Origin of the sequence: Leeuwenhoekiella parthenopeia, assembly GCF_020782115.1 — a bacterium.
Taxonomy (GTDB): domain Bacteria; phylum Bacteroidota; class Bacteroidia; order Flavobacteriales; family Flavobacteriaceae; genus Leeuwenhoekiella; species Leeuwenhoekiella parthenopeia.
Genome location: NZ_JAJGMW010000014.1, coordinates 17,631 through 33,035, shown reverse-complemented (window position 1 = coordinate 33,035; position 15,405 = coordinate 17,631). Strand labels below are relative to the sequence as shown.

Genomic DNA, 15,405 nt, shown 5'->3' with positions numbered 1-15,405 from the left:
GGATTTCTACTAAGTCCGTTTGGGGTTGACTACTAAATTTCACGCAATTACAGTACCTTTGCACACTTGAAAAAGAAAATGGCAGAAACACAAGAATATATTGAGGTTTATGGTGCCCGCGCCCATAATCTTAAAAATATCGATGTACAGATTCCGCGGGAAAAACTAGTGGTGATAACCGGTTTATCGGGCAGCGGAAAGAGTTCGCTCGCTTTTGATACCATCTATGCCGAAGGGCAACGCCGCTATATCGAAACATTCTCAGCATACGCCCGCCAGTTTTTGGGTGGACTCGAGCGACCTGATGTTGATAAAATTCAGGGGCTCTCCCCCGTTATTGCGATTGAGCAAAAAACAACCAGTAAAAGTCCGCGCTCTACCGTAGGTACCATAACAGAGATTTACGACTTTTTACGCCTGCTCTACTCGCGCGCCAGTGACGCGTACAGTTACGAGACCGGTGAAAAAATGGTAAGCTACAGCGATGAGCAAATAAAAGATCTTATCAAAACCGAATATCAGGGCAAACGCATCAATGTGCTGGCACCGGTTATTCGCAGTCGTAAAGGTCATTATCGCGAACTTTTTGAGCAAATCGCCAAACAGGGCTTTGTGAAAGTTCGTGTAGACGGTGAAGTGCGTGATATTGTAAAGGGCATGAAAATTGACCGTTACAAAACGCACGATATCGAGATTGTAATTGACCGTTTAAAAATCGAAGACAATCAGGATATTGACAAGCGCATCCTGGAAACCATCAATACCGCGATGTATCACGGGGAAGATGTGATGATGGTGCTTGATCACGATACCAATGAAGCACGCTATTTCAGCCGTAGCCTGATGTGTCCTACTTCCGGAATATCCTATCCCAACCCCGAGCCGAATAATTTTTCCTTCAATTCACCCAAAGGTGCCTGCCCTAAATGTAATGGCATAGGTACGTTGCGCGTGGTAAATGTAGATAAGATTATTCCGGACCCTAAACTTTCAATCAAAGGAGGCGGTCTTGCACCCCACGGAAATCAAAAAAGCAACTGGATTTTCAAACAGCTGGAAATCATCGCACAACGCTTCAACTTTAAATTGACTGATCCCATAAAAGACATCCCAAAAGAGGCGATGGATATGATTCTGTATGGCGGAAACGAAAAGTTTACCGTAGAATCAAAAACTCTGGGGGTCACCCGCAATTATAAAATTGATTTTGAAGGGGTTGCAAATTTTATAGAAAGCACCTATCACAAGAATGATTCGGCATCCCTCAAACGCTGGGCAAAAGAATACATGGAAAAAGTGGTTTGCCCCGAGTGTGAAGGATCGCGACTGCGTAAAGAGTCGTTATACTTCCGCGTACGCGAAAAAAATATAGCCGAGCTTGCAAATATGGATATTCTGGAGCTCAAAGACTGGTTTCTGGAACTTCCCAAACATTTAAGCGAAAAGCAAACCGCAATCGCTACTGAAATTTTAAAGGAAATCAATACTCGTATTCAGTTTTTGGTAGATGTGGGCCTTACGTATCTTTCTCTAAACCGAAGCTCCAAATCCCTTTCGGGCGGTGAGGCGCAGCGTATACGCCTGGCGACGCAAATTGGTTCGCAGCTCGTAGGGGTGCTGTATATTTTAGATGAGCCCAGTATAGGTTTGCATCAGCGCGATAATGAAAAGCTGATCAATTCGTTGATTTCACTTCGGGACATAGGTAACTCCATTATCGTAGTAGAACACGATAAAGATATGATTGAGCGTGCCGATTATGTGATTGACATTGGCCCTTTTGCGGGGAAACACGGTGGGGAAATCATCAGCGAGGGCACTCCAAAGCAACTTTTACAACAGCATACGCTTACCGCACAGTACTTAAACGGCGAAAAAGAAATCGCCGTTCCTGAAAAAAGACGAAAAGGTAACGGTAAGAAAATTTTACTCAAAGGCGCTACAGGTAACAACCTTAAAAAGGTAGATGTTGAATTTCCGCTTGGCAAAATGACCGTGGTAACCGGTGTTTCGGGCAGTGGTAAGTCTACGCTCATCAATGAGACCCTCTATCCTATTATGAATGCGCATTACTTTAACGGCGTCAAAAAACCGGAGCCCTACAAAAGCATCAAAGGCCTTGACGAGTGTGACAAAGTGATAGACATCAACCAGTCACCCATAGGTAGAACCCCGCGTTCCAACCCGGCGACCTATACCGGTGTATTTAGTGAAATACGCAATTTGTTCGCTAAAATCCCGGAATCCCTAATACGTGGTTACAAACCGGGACGTTTCAGCTTTAATGTGGCTGGAGGACGCTGTGAAACCTGTAAAGGTGGCGGACTCCGCGTAATTGAAATGAACTTTTTGCCCGATGTGTATGTGGAATGTGAGACCTGCCAGGGGAAACGCTTCAATCGCGAGACGCTAGAGATTCGGTATAAAGGCAAAAGTATTGCCGATGTGCTGGAGATGACCATTGACGAGGCGGTACCGTTTTTTGAACACATCCCGAAAATCTTCCGGAAACTGAAAACCATTCAGGATGTGGGATTGGGATATATTTCGCTGGGACAGCAGTCTACGACGCTTTCGGGTGGCGAGGCACAGCGCATCAAACTGGCAACTGAATTGTCTAAACGCGATACGGGAAATACCTTTTACATTCTCGACGAACCCACAACCGGTCTGCATTTTGAAGATGTACGCATCCTGATGGATGTTTTAAATAAACTGACCGATAAGGGCAATACCATGCTTATCATCGAGCACAATATGGATGTGATAAAAATGGCAGACCACATCATCGATATTGGTTACGAGGGCGGAAAAAACGGCGGACAGCTCGTCGCCAGCGGTACTCCTGAAGAAGTCGCAAAAGATAAGAAGAGCTACACGGCAAAATTCCTTCGAAATGAATTAAATTGAGCCGCTTTAAAATTGAGATTATCGTATTATGAGAAATGAAAGTAAGCCAAAAGGCTGGAATGAAATAAAAACAAACGACTCGTGGGCCATTTTTAAAATTATGGGCGAGTTTGTAAGCGGATTTGAAAAACTAAGCCGTATAGGGCCTTGTGTTTCCATTTTTGGTAGCGCACGTACCAAACCTGATGAAAAATATTATAAGCTGGCTGTGGCTATCGCCGAAAAAATCGTCGAAAACGGTTATGGCGTAATCACCGGCGGCGGTCCCGGTATTATGGAAGCCGGTAATAAAGGAGCTCATTTAGCCGGAGGAACTTCGGTGGGACTAAACATAGATCTGCCTTTTGAGCAGCACGACAACCCATATATCGACAGCGACAAGAGTATCGATTTTGATTACTTTTTTGTGCGTAAAGTGATGTTTGTAAAGTATTCACAGGGATTTGTGGTGCTTCCGGGAGGTTTTGGTACGCTTGACGAATTGTTTGAATCGATCACACTTATCCAAACTCACAAAATTGACCGGTTCCCAATCATTCTTGTAGGCACCGAATACTGGCAGGGCCTTTTTGACTGGATCAAAAACACACTGCTTGATACCTTTCAAACCATAAGCCCGGGAGATGTTGATCTTTTATATTTAGTAGATACGGAAGACGAAGTTCTTGAAGTGCTCAATAATTTCTACAAGGAGTATAAATTGAGTCCAAATTTTTAAAATTAAAACCAAAGACTCCCGTTTTGCGTTAGGTATACTAATTGATACATAATCTGAAACTCTATTGTTATTCTGATAACCCCAAACTTCTGTTCTATGCAAAAATCCTTTAATGCGTTTTCTTTGACGTTATTACTGGTGTTGCTTGTGCTGCCCGAATTTGGGATAGCTCAGAACAAACTGAATATCGCGGTGCGCCTTGATGAAGAGAATCGGCTTTTAACCATCCAACAAGATGTAAGCTTTGTCAATACTTCTTCAGATACCCTTGATGTTATTTATTTTAATGACTGGGCAAACAGTTTTGCTTCCAAGCGCTCCGAACTTGGGGTGCGTTTTGAGGAGAATTACGACCGAAGATTTCATTTGGCCCCTGAGGAAGACCGCGGTTCATCAAAGATCAACAACATCATTGATGAAAATTTCAGAAATCTGGAATTCAAAAGACTCCCTAAAGCTGAAGATATACTGGTAGTAAACCTGAATAAGCCGCTGTTGCCCGGCGAGTCTCAGAAAATCAAAATGCACTATAACATACGTGTACCGGACAGCAGGTTTACAGGTTATGGTGCATTGAACAACGGAGATTACAATTTAAAATACTGGTTTATAGCTCCTGCAGTTTACGACGGGGAATGGCAGTACTACAGCAATAAAAACCTGGATGACCTGTATATGGCTCCTACCGATTTTTCGATTGACTTCTCCTTTCAGAGCGACTTTCAATTAATCAACGAACTCGATACCCAGCCCGAAGAGCTTTCGGCTAATACCCAGTTTAAAACCGTACATCTGGAAGGTGACAACCGCAACAATACCACCATTTACCTTCGGAAAAAATCAGAATTTGATATCACCGAGACCGACGCGTTTATGGTAATTACCAATATCAAAGACAAAAAAGTCATCCCGGAACGTGAAGCCATCATCATCGATAAGATTACGGGCTTTTTGACCGAAAAGCTGGGCGACTATCCGTTCGACAAACTGGTAATTTCGGTTATTGACTATCGCGATAATCCGGTTTACGGTCTCAATCAGCTTCCCGATTTTCTGAGTCCGTTTCCTGAAGATTTCAAGTACGAACTCAAAATTTTAAAGACGACCGTAGATAATTATATAGATCGTACGCTCTACATCAATCCGCGTAAAGACCGCTGGATCTCCGATGCCATCAAGATGTACACGATGATGCAGTATATGGATCATTTCTACCCCAATCTTAAAGTAGTGGGTACCTTAAACCGGTATTGGGTCGCCAGACAATTTCATCTTTCTGAGATGGAATTTAATGAGCAGTTCAACCTGTTGTATTTGCATATGGCACGTATGAATCTCGATCAGCCCTTGACAACCCCTAGTGACTCGCTCATCAAGTTTAATAAGAATATTGCTAACGCCTATAAGGCCGGAAGCGGCTTCAATTATCTATCAGAATACCTGTCTGATGAAATCGTTGAAGAGAGTATCGATGCGTTTTACAGTCAAAATAAACTCAGGCTTACCTCTTCAAAAGCATTTGAAGCCATCCTGCGTGAAAAAGCACCAAAGAATCTGGATTGGTTTTTCGACGATTTTGTAAGCACACGCAAAACCATAGATTTTAAATTTAACGAAGTAAAACCTCAGGGCGATTCCATCGCAATTGAGGTGCGCAATAAAACCAAGGCTAAAGTTCCTGTACCGGTTTATGCAATGTATAAAGACAGTATCATCTCAAAGACCTGGGTTGAGCCTTTTGTTGGAGAAAAAGACACTGTGATCTATGCTCCAGGAGCAGATCGGGTGGTTTTAAATGAGGAAGGTTTTATACCTGAATTTAACAGACGGAATAACTATAAAAAAGTCAATCCCTTTTTAGGAATAAATAAGCCTTTTCAATTTAAGCTCTTTCAGGATCTTGAAGACCCGGCTAAAAACCAGGTATTCTTTATGCCGGTTGCAGAATACAACTTTTATGACGGAATAAAGCTGGGAGCCAAGATGTATAACAAAACCATCCTGCAGAAGCCTTTTAGTTATAAAATAGAACCCCAGTATGGCCTTAAATCCAATCAGCTAACCGGTAGTGCCGGTTTCAGCTATACTCAGAATCTGGACGAAGGTAATCTGTTTGCCATTCGTTTTGGTGCGGGAGGCTCCCTTTCGTCCTATGCTCCTGATGCCTTGTACAAGACTTTAAGTCCGTTTTTGACCTTTGCGTTTCGGGAGTCCGATTTCAGATCAGATCGCAGGCAATACCTTACGATAAGGAATATAAATGTGTATCGCGACGAATCTAATGTAATACAGAACGACGATCCCAACTACAGTGTATTTAATTTTCAATATACAAACAGCAGTCCGGGAATCATTAATTCTTTGAGTTACAATGCAGATTTTGAGCTGTCTCAAAAGTTTAGCAAATTCTCGGTTACGGCTAAATACCGAAGGGTATTTTTAAACAACCGCCAACTGGATCTGCGATTTTTCGGTGGAACCTTTCTTTACAATGATACCCGCTCTCAGGGAGATTATTTCAGCTTTGCTTTGGACCGTCCTACCGATTATCTCTTTAATTACAATTACTACGGACGCTCTGAGGATACCGGTATTTATAGTCAGCAACTTATTATCGCCGAAGGTGGTTTTAAATCAAAACTCGATACCCCGTTTGGAAACCAATGGATTACTTCTGTAAATGCCAGTACTACCCTTTGGAATTTCATACACGGCTATGTAGACTTCGGTTTGGTTAAAAATGAGGGTGATCCTGCCCGTTTCTTATACGATAGCGGTATACGTACAGTTTTGGTGGAAGATTACTTTGAATTATTCTTTCCCGTTTATTCTTCTAAGGGTTGGGAAATCGCGCAGCCCGACTACGATCAAAAGATTCGTTTTATTGTAACGCTCGATCTGCGCACGATGCTAAAGCTTTTCACCAGAAAGTGGTATTAATACACTTATTTTAGAAGCTGCTCTAAATCCCCTGTTACCCCGTTTAGCGACAGACGCTTAATTTGCATTATCGCATTAAAAACTTACCCAAACCTGTTAATATTGATTAAAAATCATTTTAATTGGTTTTTATTGAAAAATTATCATTTTATTAAAAAATTATTGAATTGTATGTAGTGGGATTTTTCTGTACTTTTACAAAAACGACATCATCCATATGCAAACAACGCCAGAGCCTATTTCAGAACTTTCTTTTGAAGACTTTAAAGCTACTGTAATAAACGATTATAAGATTGCTGTCACCAGCAGGGAATGTAGTTTATTGGGACGTCGCGAAGTACTCACGGGTAAGGCTAAATTCGGGATCTTTGGCGATGGTAAAGAAGTGCCCCAGCTAGCCATGGCAAAGGCTTTTAAAAAAGGAGACTGGCGTTCGGGCTATTACCGCGACCAGACCTTTATGATGGCGATAGATGAGTTTACCATAGAGAATTTCTTCGCAGGTCTTTATGCTCATACTGATATCAATTGCGATCCTATGAGTGCAGGTAAGCAAATGGGTGGTCATTTTGGAACACATAGCCTTGACGACAACGGAAAACTTAAAAACCTCTTAGAGCAATACAACAGCAGTGCGGACATCTCTCCTACTGCAGGTCAAATGCCCAGATTGCTTGGGTTAGCACAGGCCTCCAAGATTTTTAGAAATGTGGAAGGCATAAATCAGGAAGGCTTATCGCAAGGCGGAAACGAAGTTGCCTGGGGAACCATAGGTAACGCCAGTACTTCTGAAGGTATGTTTTTTGAAACCATAAACGCAGCCGGAGTTTTACAGGTCCCTATGGTAATTAGTATCTGGGATGACGATTATGGTATTTCGGTACACGCAAAACACCAGACTACCAAAGAAAATATATCTGAAATCCTGAGTGGTTTTCAGCGAACAGAAAATGAAGCCGGTTTTGAAATCATTCGCGTAAAAGGCTGGGATTATCCGGCACTGGTTGATGCTTTTGAACAGGCCGGTAAAATCGCTCGCGAAGAGCACGTACCTGTTCTCCTGCACGTTACCGAACTAACCCAGCCTCAGGGACACTCCACCTCAGGATCTCACGAGCGCTATAAGAGCAAAGACCGTTTGCAATGGGAACGCGAGCATGATTGTAATGTGAAGATGCGCGAATGGATGATTGATAACCAGATCGCCACAGACGATGAGTTACAGGAACTGGAAAAGCAAATTAAGCGTAACGTGCGTGAAGGCAAGCGCAAAGCCTGGGATGCTTTTCTTAACCCGGTGAAAGACGAAAAGAAAAAAGTAGTTAAACTCCTTGACAATCTTATCGAAGAAAGCTCAAATGGTCAGTTTATAAATCCAATCAAAAAGACTTTAGTAGACGAGAAAGACGCTCTTAAAACAGATGTACTGGTCGCAGCGCGCAAAGCACTGCGCTTTGTAGCACATGAGCAAAGCGAAAGTATCACCGCACTCAAAGACTGGGTAAATAATTACATTGCAAAAGAGCAAAAAAATTACAGCAGTCATCTCTACAATGAATATGAGCACAAAGCCACGCAAATTGAAGCGGTAGCACCACATTATGATGCCGAAGCCAAAACTGTTGATGCGCGTATCATACTCAGAGACAACTTTGACGCCTTATTCACCAAATATCCGGAGAGCCTGGTCTTTGGAGAGGATACCGGTACTATTGGAGATGTTAATCAGGGATTAGAAGGTTTACAAAATAAATTTGGCAGCCTGCGGGTAGCTGATGCCGGGATTCGCGAAACTACGATTGTAGGACAGGGAATAGGTATGGCGCTTCGCGGACTGCGTCCAATTGCCGAAATACAATATCTGGACTATATTTTATATGCTATTGCCACATTAAGTGACGATCTGGCAACTTTAAGATACCGTACCCATGGTAAACAGACTGCTCCTCTTATCGTGCGTACGCGCGGCCATCGTCTGGAAGGTATCTGGCACAGTGGCTCACAAATGGGTGCTTTGTTAGGACTGCTCAGAGGGGTTTATATTCTAACGCCCAGAAATATGACTAAGGCAGCCGGATTTTACAATGCGCTGATGAAAAGCGACGAACCTGCGGTAATCATAGAGTGCCTTAACGGATATCGTTTAAAGGAAAAATTGCCCAGTAATGTAGGAGAGTTTACTACGCCTATAGGTGAGGTTGAAGTAGTACGCGAAGGAAATGATATTACCATTCTCTCTTACGGAAGCACCCTGCGTTTGGTAGAACAGGCTGCGAAGGAGCTTCAGGCTTCGGGAATTAGCTGTGAGGTAATTGATGCACAATCCCTCCTGCCCTTTGATCTCAATCACGATACCGTTAAGAGTATAGCTAAAACCAATCGTATTCTTGTTGTTGATGAAGATATGCCGGGTGGTGCTTCAGCTTACCTGTTGCAGCATATTCTTGATGAGCAAAAAGCCTTCCGATATCTGGATAGTGCCCCGCAAACGCTGAGCGCCAAACCCCACAGACCGGCTTATGGAACAGATGGAGATTATTTCTCTAAACCTTCCACAGAAGATATATTTGAAAAGGTTTATGAGATTATGCGCGAGGTAAATCCGCAGCAATATCCTGCAATTCGATAATTACATCCAGGCCTTTTTATCAATTTCTACCCTGTATAAGGCATAATTGATATAGCGCTGCATTTTTGAAGTGGTAACCGGAAACGAAATATCGCCACCGGCAGTATGAAAGGTATAGTTATACAAACCTCTGCGTTTGTACCAAAAGGGCTGGGTTACGCTTACAGATTGCAACTTATACAACTCCAGAATTTCGGTTTTTTGCGTCCATACCCCTTTGCGTTTAATTACAAATTCAGGTGTGATTTCTAATGAAAGCGCTTTGTACCAAAAAAATTGATAGGGTAAAACGAGTCCTGCATAAATCACAAGAAGCACCAGACCTATTTCTACCATATAATTAGGCACTACAACAGAGCCTACAATAGCCGTAAGCACCAGTGGAAGACCGGCTATAATTATAAGTCGTAAATAGAGAATATAAGCCGGTTTAAACACCCGGCCGGGACGCATGCGATAGGTAAACAGAAACTTTTTAACCCGTTCCAGTTGCATCCGTTCCATTCCCGGAATACTAATTTGAGATTTTTGAAGGTCATCACGACTGCTTGCAATTGCAATCTGAGCCTCATTAAGGTTGAGACGCTTTTGCATGGGATTAGTCACTATGCGCATCAATTGCACCCTTCTGGGTTTTAAGCTTACTTTGGTATTGGTCTTAAGACCCATCTCAAGCTCCAGAGAATCTTTGGTTTGCTTCAATGCCAGGTCAAAATACTTTATAAAGATCTCGATGCTCGATATAAAAATCCCCAAAATGAACATGGCTACAAAGACAAGAGCGGTAAGCACCAGTAGTTCTACGGGTTTACTGTAGGCTTCAAAATATCCTCGTATGCCCTCGCGATACTGCGATTCTTCAATAAGCTCAAATTCCCCAAACTGCTGATAAAGTGATCCCAGAAAAATGAGGATGAGCCAGACACCTCTGAAGTAGTTGCTGGTAAGACCTAATTTGAGTAACGCGAGTACCGAAAGCTTATGAACAGCAACCGAATCCTCCCCTGATTCCTGATCTGCCGTGGTTTCAACATCATTAGTTTCCTGCTGTTTTTGGGCAGTTACTTCTTCCATCAGAATTTGTTGTAAATCCTTAGCCTCAGATTCGGAGAGCGCTTTGATATTGATTTCCTGTGCACTGCTTCCGGCAGTATCGAGAATAACACTGTACACTCCTATCAAACGTTGTAGAAGCGATCGTCTAAAATAAACCTGTTGAATTTTTGAAAAGGGAAGACTTATTACTTCAGTATTAAAAACTCCTTTTTGCAGAATAAACTCACGGTTATCATAATCTATATAAAAGCGGAATCGCTGAAACGACAAATAACTAAAGCCCAACAACAGGAGCAGAACACCTATCAAAACGCTTAAAGCAATGCTTACAAGCTCTGAATTTGCTTCAAAACCTTTTAAGAAGAAATAGATTACCGCTGCACCAAAAATGCGTACAAATTTTACAGACTGCCCCAGAAATATGAAAATAATACCCAGTTTTGACTGTGTTTGCGGCTGTGAAAAAGGCTTATGCATCATCTTCATCAATAATATGATTGGCGACCTTAACTTTTAGACGGGCAGCAAGCTCCGGCGTTAGCCCGGGGATGTCAATATCGCTACCCGAGCCTCCTGCGGTAAAAATATTGAGGCTTGAAATTTTAAAAATTCGGTCTAATGCACTCGCAGATGTTGAAATATGCTGAATACGGTTAAAAGGAATAACCGTTGTTTTCTCAAAAATAAACCCCCTGCGATACGCAATATCCCGCTCGCGTATTGCATAACCTAAAGTTTGCTGTAATTTATATTGATACCCGGCGGCAGACAAAAAAAACAAAATAATACCTGCTCCCAGACCCGGAATGAGATAAGGAACATCGGTCACTTCACGCAGGAAAAATAAGCCCACCGTCACCGCAATAAAAAAAATAAGTTGAATACAAAGTACTTTGTAAAAGCGCTTTACAGAAACTCCTGTATAATGTATCTCCTGATAATCAGGCAGGCTATCAAGATCAATTTGAGTATTGGTAAAGGTGGTATTCATAGGTTAAATGGTCTTAGGACAAACCGCTGCCAAACCAATTTGACAGCAAGTTTTAGATACAAGAAAACACTTTAGAAATCCCGGTAATCGGGTAAAAGTGAATTTAATCTCTTAAAAATACCCGAATCAAACCAATTTCTTACCTATGGAATCCATTTTTTATCAAAATTAGGCTTCCTTTTTTCAAGAAATGCATTGCGACCTTCTTTAGCTTCCTCTGTCATATAGGCAAGTCGGGTAGCTTCACCGGCAAATACCTGTTGGCCAACCATGCCGTCATCGGTAAGGTTCATGGCAAACTTGAGCATTTTGATGGAAGTAGGCGATTTAGCCAAAATTTCCTGAGCCCACTCGTATGCGGTAGCTTCCAGCTCGTCGTGAGGTATCACGGCATTGACCATCCCCATTTCATAGGCTTCCTGAGCGGAATAATTGCGGCCTAAAAAGAAAATCTCCCGGGCCCGCTTCTGCCCTACCATTTTGGCTAAATATGCAGATCCGTAACCCCCGTCAAAACTGGTTACATCGGCATCGGTTTGTTTAAAAATAGCGTGTTCTTTGCTGGCCAGGGTTAAATCGCAAACCACGTGCAGGCTGTGCCCACCTCCTACTGCCCAACCCGGAACAACTGCGATTACCGCTTTGGGCATAAAACGAATAAGACGTTGCACATCAAGAATATTGAGACGATGATACCCATCTTCGCCTACATAACCCTGATCCCCACGTGCTTTCTGGTCACCTCCACTGCAAAAACTATAGACGCCGTCTTTGGGCGAAGGGCCTTCAGCAGAAAGCAGAATCACCCCCACAGAAATGTCTTCCTGTGCGATGTGAAAAGCATCCAGCAGTTCTGAAGTGGTTTTGGGTCTAAATGCATTACGCACTTCCGGACGGTTAAATGCAATTCGGGCGACACCATCAGCCTTTTTAAAGGTGATGTCACTGTATTCTTTAACGGTTTTCCAATCGGGTTGCTGCATGATCGTATAGCGCTTTAGTTTTCGCAAAAGCGAAAAAATTAATCGTTTTGAGAGTTTCCGGTAAGTTTGATTCCGGTTGGGGTAAGTTCTATCTGCTTGTCTTTATACAAAGCGCCGATGGCTTTTTTAAATAGCTTTTTACTGATACCGAAGTAGGCGTTGATGTCTTCTGGCGAGCTTTTGTCGTGAACCGGCAGACTCCCGCCGTTGCGCTTAAGTTCATCATAAATAAACTGTGCATTAGGCTCAACGCTTTTGTAGCCTTCGGGCTGAAGCAAAACATCAATCTTATTATCTTCCCTAACCCGTTTTATATAACCGGGCAGGCGGTCTCCCACCCTGATGTCTTCGAAAATGGTGTTTTTATGAACGAGACCCTGGTATTTTTCATTGATGATGACGTGGGCTCCAAATTCTGAAAAGTGAGAAACCATCAGATCTACCTTATCAAATTTGGCCACATCAACAGCTTCATTCTTAAGATACGTATTGAATTTTGATGAACCTACCAGGCGGTTTGTTCGCTCATCGAGATACATATAAATAACGTACCAGCTGCCTTCCCGCATTTCAGTTACCTGATTGGAAAAGGGTACAAAAAGTTCTTTGTCAAGACCCCAGTCTACAAACGCGCCAATTTTAGTTACTGAAGTACACTCCAGATAGGCAAATCCGTTTTTTAGAATATAAGGCTGCAGGGTTGTTGCAACAGGACGTTCTTCATTATCCAGATATACAAAAACATTGATCTCGTCTTCAAGTTCAAAACCTTCGGGGGCATATTTACCGGGTAACAGCACCTCATTTCCTTCTGCATCGCGTAAATATAATCCGGGACTTACATCGCGGTCAATAATCATAGTGTGGTATTCTCCCAGTGCCAGCATACTCTTTATTTAGGTTGTCAAAATTAGGAAAAAATGAAGGATTAACGACCGGCACCCTGCATTATGATGCTGAGAAGCCGTCATAAAAAAACCGCCCAAAAAGGGCGGCTTCCTATATATGTTGAAATGCGGCTTAGTTATAAACGCTTTCTTTACCGAAATGCTTGGTCAAAAGATAGTAAACTACCGCGCGGTATTTGTTGCGGTTTGATTTGCCGTAGTCCTCTAAAACTTTATGAATACCTTCCATCAATTTTGGACCATCGCTCAATCCTAACTTTTTAATGAGGAAGTTATTCTTTACTGTTTCAAGCTCGCTTTCGCTACCTGCTGAAATCGTCGAAGAGTCTTTATTGTAAATTGAAGGACCACAACCAATGGTAACTTTGGTCAACAAATCCATATCGGCATCGTGATTTAGTTTTTCTTTTAAATCAGCCGCATATTTTGCGATCATTTCATCTCTTTTGCTCATACTAATGTGAAGTTTTTAATTATTTAAGTTTAAAGATTTTAAATATACAGAAAAATCGAAACTTAATCCAAAACTTATCTGATGTAATCAAAATATCCTAACAGCACTTCATCATTTACCGTACGCGGAGTTTTTATCTCCAGTAAAGCCGGTTTATTAGTCTCCCTGTAAAAAGCCTCCTGAGCCTGAGCCAAAGAAACCTCAGAGTCTGCGTGGAAATATTCAAAGCCAAACATAGCGCAAAGATGCGAAGCATTAAGGTCATGAGTAGTCTCAAAATAGGTCTCAAAGGCATTAGACGATTTGTCTCCCGGTAAAATCCTGAAAATTCCTCCCCCGCTGTTGTTGATGAGTATTATTTTAAAATCTCTGGGGATATATTGATTCCACAGGCCATTGCTATCGTAAAAGAAACTGAGATCGCCGGTAATAAGTGTTGCAGGTAATGAGCTTGCCACGGCGGCTCCTACGGCTGTAGAAGTACTGCCGTCAATACCACTGGTACCCCGGTTACAATAGACCTTGAGGCTTTTATCAATATCAAAAAGCTGAACATAACGCACTGTAGAACTATTTCCCAGCTGAAGCATACTTTTAGGACGCAAACGCGATAATATAAGATCAAAGGCTTTAAAGTCGCACCAGGGCATCTCGTTAATATACTTTTTATGCATCAGATCCCGACGCTCCCGTATGTTAAGCCAATAATGCTGGTATTCATTTTCTGTCTGTACCCGGGTATTTGCCAAAAACTGCTTCCAGAAATGATTTACCGGCACTTTAAAATGCTTATTCAAACAAAAATAGGTATCATAAGCTTTTTTAGGATCTACGTGCCAATGCTCTTTAGGCTGATAGTTTCTCAGGAAAGCCTTTACTTTTTTGGAAATCACCATTCCTCCAAGGGTTACGAGAATATCGGGTTGTAAAGCCTTAAAACCGGTTGCATCCAGAGAACCAATAATGTTGTCTATACGGGTAAAGAAGTTGAGATGATCGAGATTTGAAGTGGTTTCGGTGAATACCAATACGCTGGGATCAGACCCTAGTTGGTCTAAAAAATGCTGTTCAATAGTATCGGGTTGCAAAACGCCAACCAAAACAATTTTTCGCTTTGCAGCATTCCATTTTTCGGCAAATGGAGTTAACTGCTCTGTAGTAAGCTCCTGGATCTTAACTTCCTTATCAACGATTATGGGATCTACCAGACGTTTGGTCGTGGTGTTGTAAAGAGGCTCATAAAACGGAACATTAATATGCACAGGACCCTGATTTACAATAGCTTCATTAAGTGCCTTATTGATTTCCTGCTGGTTATGCTTGGTCGCCTCGCGCTGCTTCTGATTGAATTTACTGTCCTCAATGGTAAATTCGGCAACAAATTCAGAATACAAATTAGCTGAGTATAAAATGTGGTTTTCAAACACATTGCGCTGGCGTATGGTTTGCCCATCGCCAATATCAATACGTTCAATAGGCCGGTCTGCAGATATAACCACCAGCGGAATATCACTGTAAAAGGCTTCAGAAACCGCAGGATAGTAATTGAGTACCGCACTTCCTGAAGTACAAACCACAGCTACCGGTTTTTGTAACTGCTGAGCCAGACCCAAAGCAAAAAAGCCTGCAGCCCGCTCATCTACGATACTATAGGTTTTAATGTCGGGATGCTGCGTGAAACCAATGGTTAGGGGCGCGTTACGTGAACCCGGTGAGATCACAACATGGTCTACGCCTTTTTCAAGGCATAACAAAACTACAGACTGGGCGATAGGTATACTTGAGTAATTCATATAAACAGATTAATCTGCCGGTA

The 15,405-nt window shown here is 42.3% G+C and carries 10 protein-coding genes; 4 read left to right on the top strand and 6 right to left on the bottom strand.

The features are described from left to right. The first annotated feature begins 78 nt into the window (after positions 1–78). The 4 genes from uvrA to LLW17_RS11395 all read left to right on the top strand — a co-directional run bounded on the left by uvrA (position 79) and on the right by LLW17_RS11395 (position 9,197). Entirely contained in the window at positions 79–2,910 is a 2,832-nt protein-coding gene (gene uvrA / locus LLW17_RS11410) for an excinuclease ABC subunit UvrA (protein WP_228230394.1), read from the top strand. Between the two features lie 28 nt (positions 2,911–2,938). Further along, on the top strand, positions 2,939–3,628 hold the full coding sequence (locus LLW17_RS11405) for an LOG family protein (RefSeq protein WP_228230393.1): 690 nt from the start codon (positions 2,939–2,941) through the stop codon (positions 3,626–3,628). A 96-nt stretch (positions 3,629–3,724) separates the two neighbouring features. Then, entirely contained in the window at positions 3,725–6,568 is a 2,844-nt protein-coding gene (locus LLW17_RS11400; protein WP_228230392.1) for a gluzincin family metallopeptidase, read from the top strand. Positions 6,569–6,785: 217 nt separating this feature from the next. Then, a complete protein-coding gene (locus LLW17_RS11395; RefSeq protein ID WP_228230391.1) occupies positions 6,786–9,197 on the top strand; it encodes an alpha-ketoacid dehydrogenase subunit alpha/beta in 2,412 nt (803 codons plus the stop codon). Here the strand turns inward: LLW17_RS11395 and LLW17_RS11390 are convergent, their stop codons facing one another. From LLW17_RS11390 to menD, 6 genes are all read right to left on the bottom strand, one after another. Further along, positions 9,198–10,739 carry a PH domain-containing protein gene (locus LLW17_RS11390; protein WP_228230390.1) on the bottom strand — a complete coding sequence of 514 codons (1,542 nt, stop codon included), beginning with the start codon at positions 10,737–10,739 and terminating at the stop codon, positions 9,198–9,200. Continuing rightward, entirely contained in the window at positions 10,723–11,244 is a 522-nt protein-coding gene (locus LLW17_RS11385) for a PH domain-containing protein (RefSeq protein ID WP_228230389.1), read from the bottom strand. The genes LLW17_RS11390 and LLW17_RS11385 overlap by 17 nt, the downstream gene beginning before the upstream one ends. Positions 11,245–11,387: 143 nt before the next feature. Further along, positions 11,388–12,227 (bottom strand): 1,4-dihydroxy-2-naphthoyl-CoA synthase, encoded by an 840-nt coding sequence (locus tag LLW17_RS11380; protein WP_228230468.1) that lies wholly within the window; start codon positions 12,225–12,227, stop codon positions 11,388–11,390. Between the two features lie 38 nt (positions 12,228–12,265). Then, positions 12,266–13,114: a CvfB family protein gene (locus tag LLW17_RS11375; RefSeq protein ID WP_228230388.1), complete on the bottom strand. Its 849-nt coding sequence runs from the start codon at positions 13,112–13,114 to the stop codon at positions 12,266–12,268. A gap of 133 nt (positions 13,115–13,247) precedes the next feature. Next, positions 13,248–13,589 carry a DUF2853 family protein gene (locus LLW17_RS11370; protein ID WP_228230387.1) on the bottom strand — a complete coding sequence of 114 codons (342 nt, stop codon included), beginning with the start codon at positions 13,587–13,589 and terminating at the stop codon, positions 13,248–13,250. 74 nt (positions 13,590–13,663) lie between these two features. Beyond that, entirely contained in the window at positions 13,664–15,382 is a 1,719-nt protein-coding gene (gene menD, locus LLW17_RS11365) for a 2-succinyl-5-enolpyruvyl-6-hydroxy-3-cyclohexene-1-carboxylic-acid synthase (RefSeq protein ID WP_228230386.1), read from the bottom strand. Positions 15,383–15,405 lie beyond the last annotated feature (23 nt).

Excerpts from the sequence above, each read along its gene's own strand:
- LLW17_RS11370 (WP_228230387.1), bottom strand. The coding sequence starts at position 13,589 with ATGAGCAAAAGAGATGAAATGATCGCAAAATATGCGGCTGATTTAAAA.
- LLW17_RS11380 (WP_228230468.1), bottom strand. The coding sequence starts at position 12,227 with ATGCAGCAACCCGATTGGAAAACCGTTAAAGAATACAGTGACATCACC.
- LLW17_RS11395 (WP_228230391.1), top strand. The coding sequence starts at position 6,786 with ATGCAAACAACGCCAGAGCCTATTTCAGAACTTTCTTTTGAAGACTTT.
- LLW17_RS11385 (WP_228230389.1), bottom strand. The coding sequence starts at position 11,244 with ATGAATACCACCTTTACCAATACTCAAATTGATCTTGATAGCCTGCCT.
- uvrA (WP_228230394.1), top strand. The coding sequence starts at position 79 with ATGGCAGAAACACAAGAATATATTGAGGTTTATGGTGCCCGCGCCCAT.
- LLW17_RS11375 (WP_228230388.1), bottom strand. The coding sequence starts at position 13,114 with ATGCTGGCACTGGGAGAATACCACACTATGATTATTGACCGCGATGTA.
- LLW17_RS11390 (WP_228230390.1), bottom strand. The coding sequence starts at position 10,739 with ATGAAGATGATGCATAAGCCTTTTTCACAGCCGCAAACACAGTCAAAA.
- LLW17_RS11400 (WP_228230392.1), top strand. The coding sequence starts at position 3,725 with ATGCAAAAATCCTTTAATGCGTTTTCTTTGACGTTATTACTGGTGTTG.
- LLW17_RS11405 (WP_228230393.1), top strand. The coding sequence starts at position 2,939 with ATGAGAAATGAAAGTAAGCCAAAAGGCTGGAATGAAATAAAAACAAAC.
- menD (WP_228230386.1), bottom strand. The coding sequence starts at position 15,382 with ATGAATTACTCAAGTATACCTATCGCCCAGTCTGTAGTTTTGTTATGC.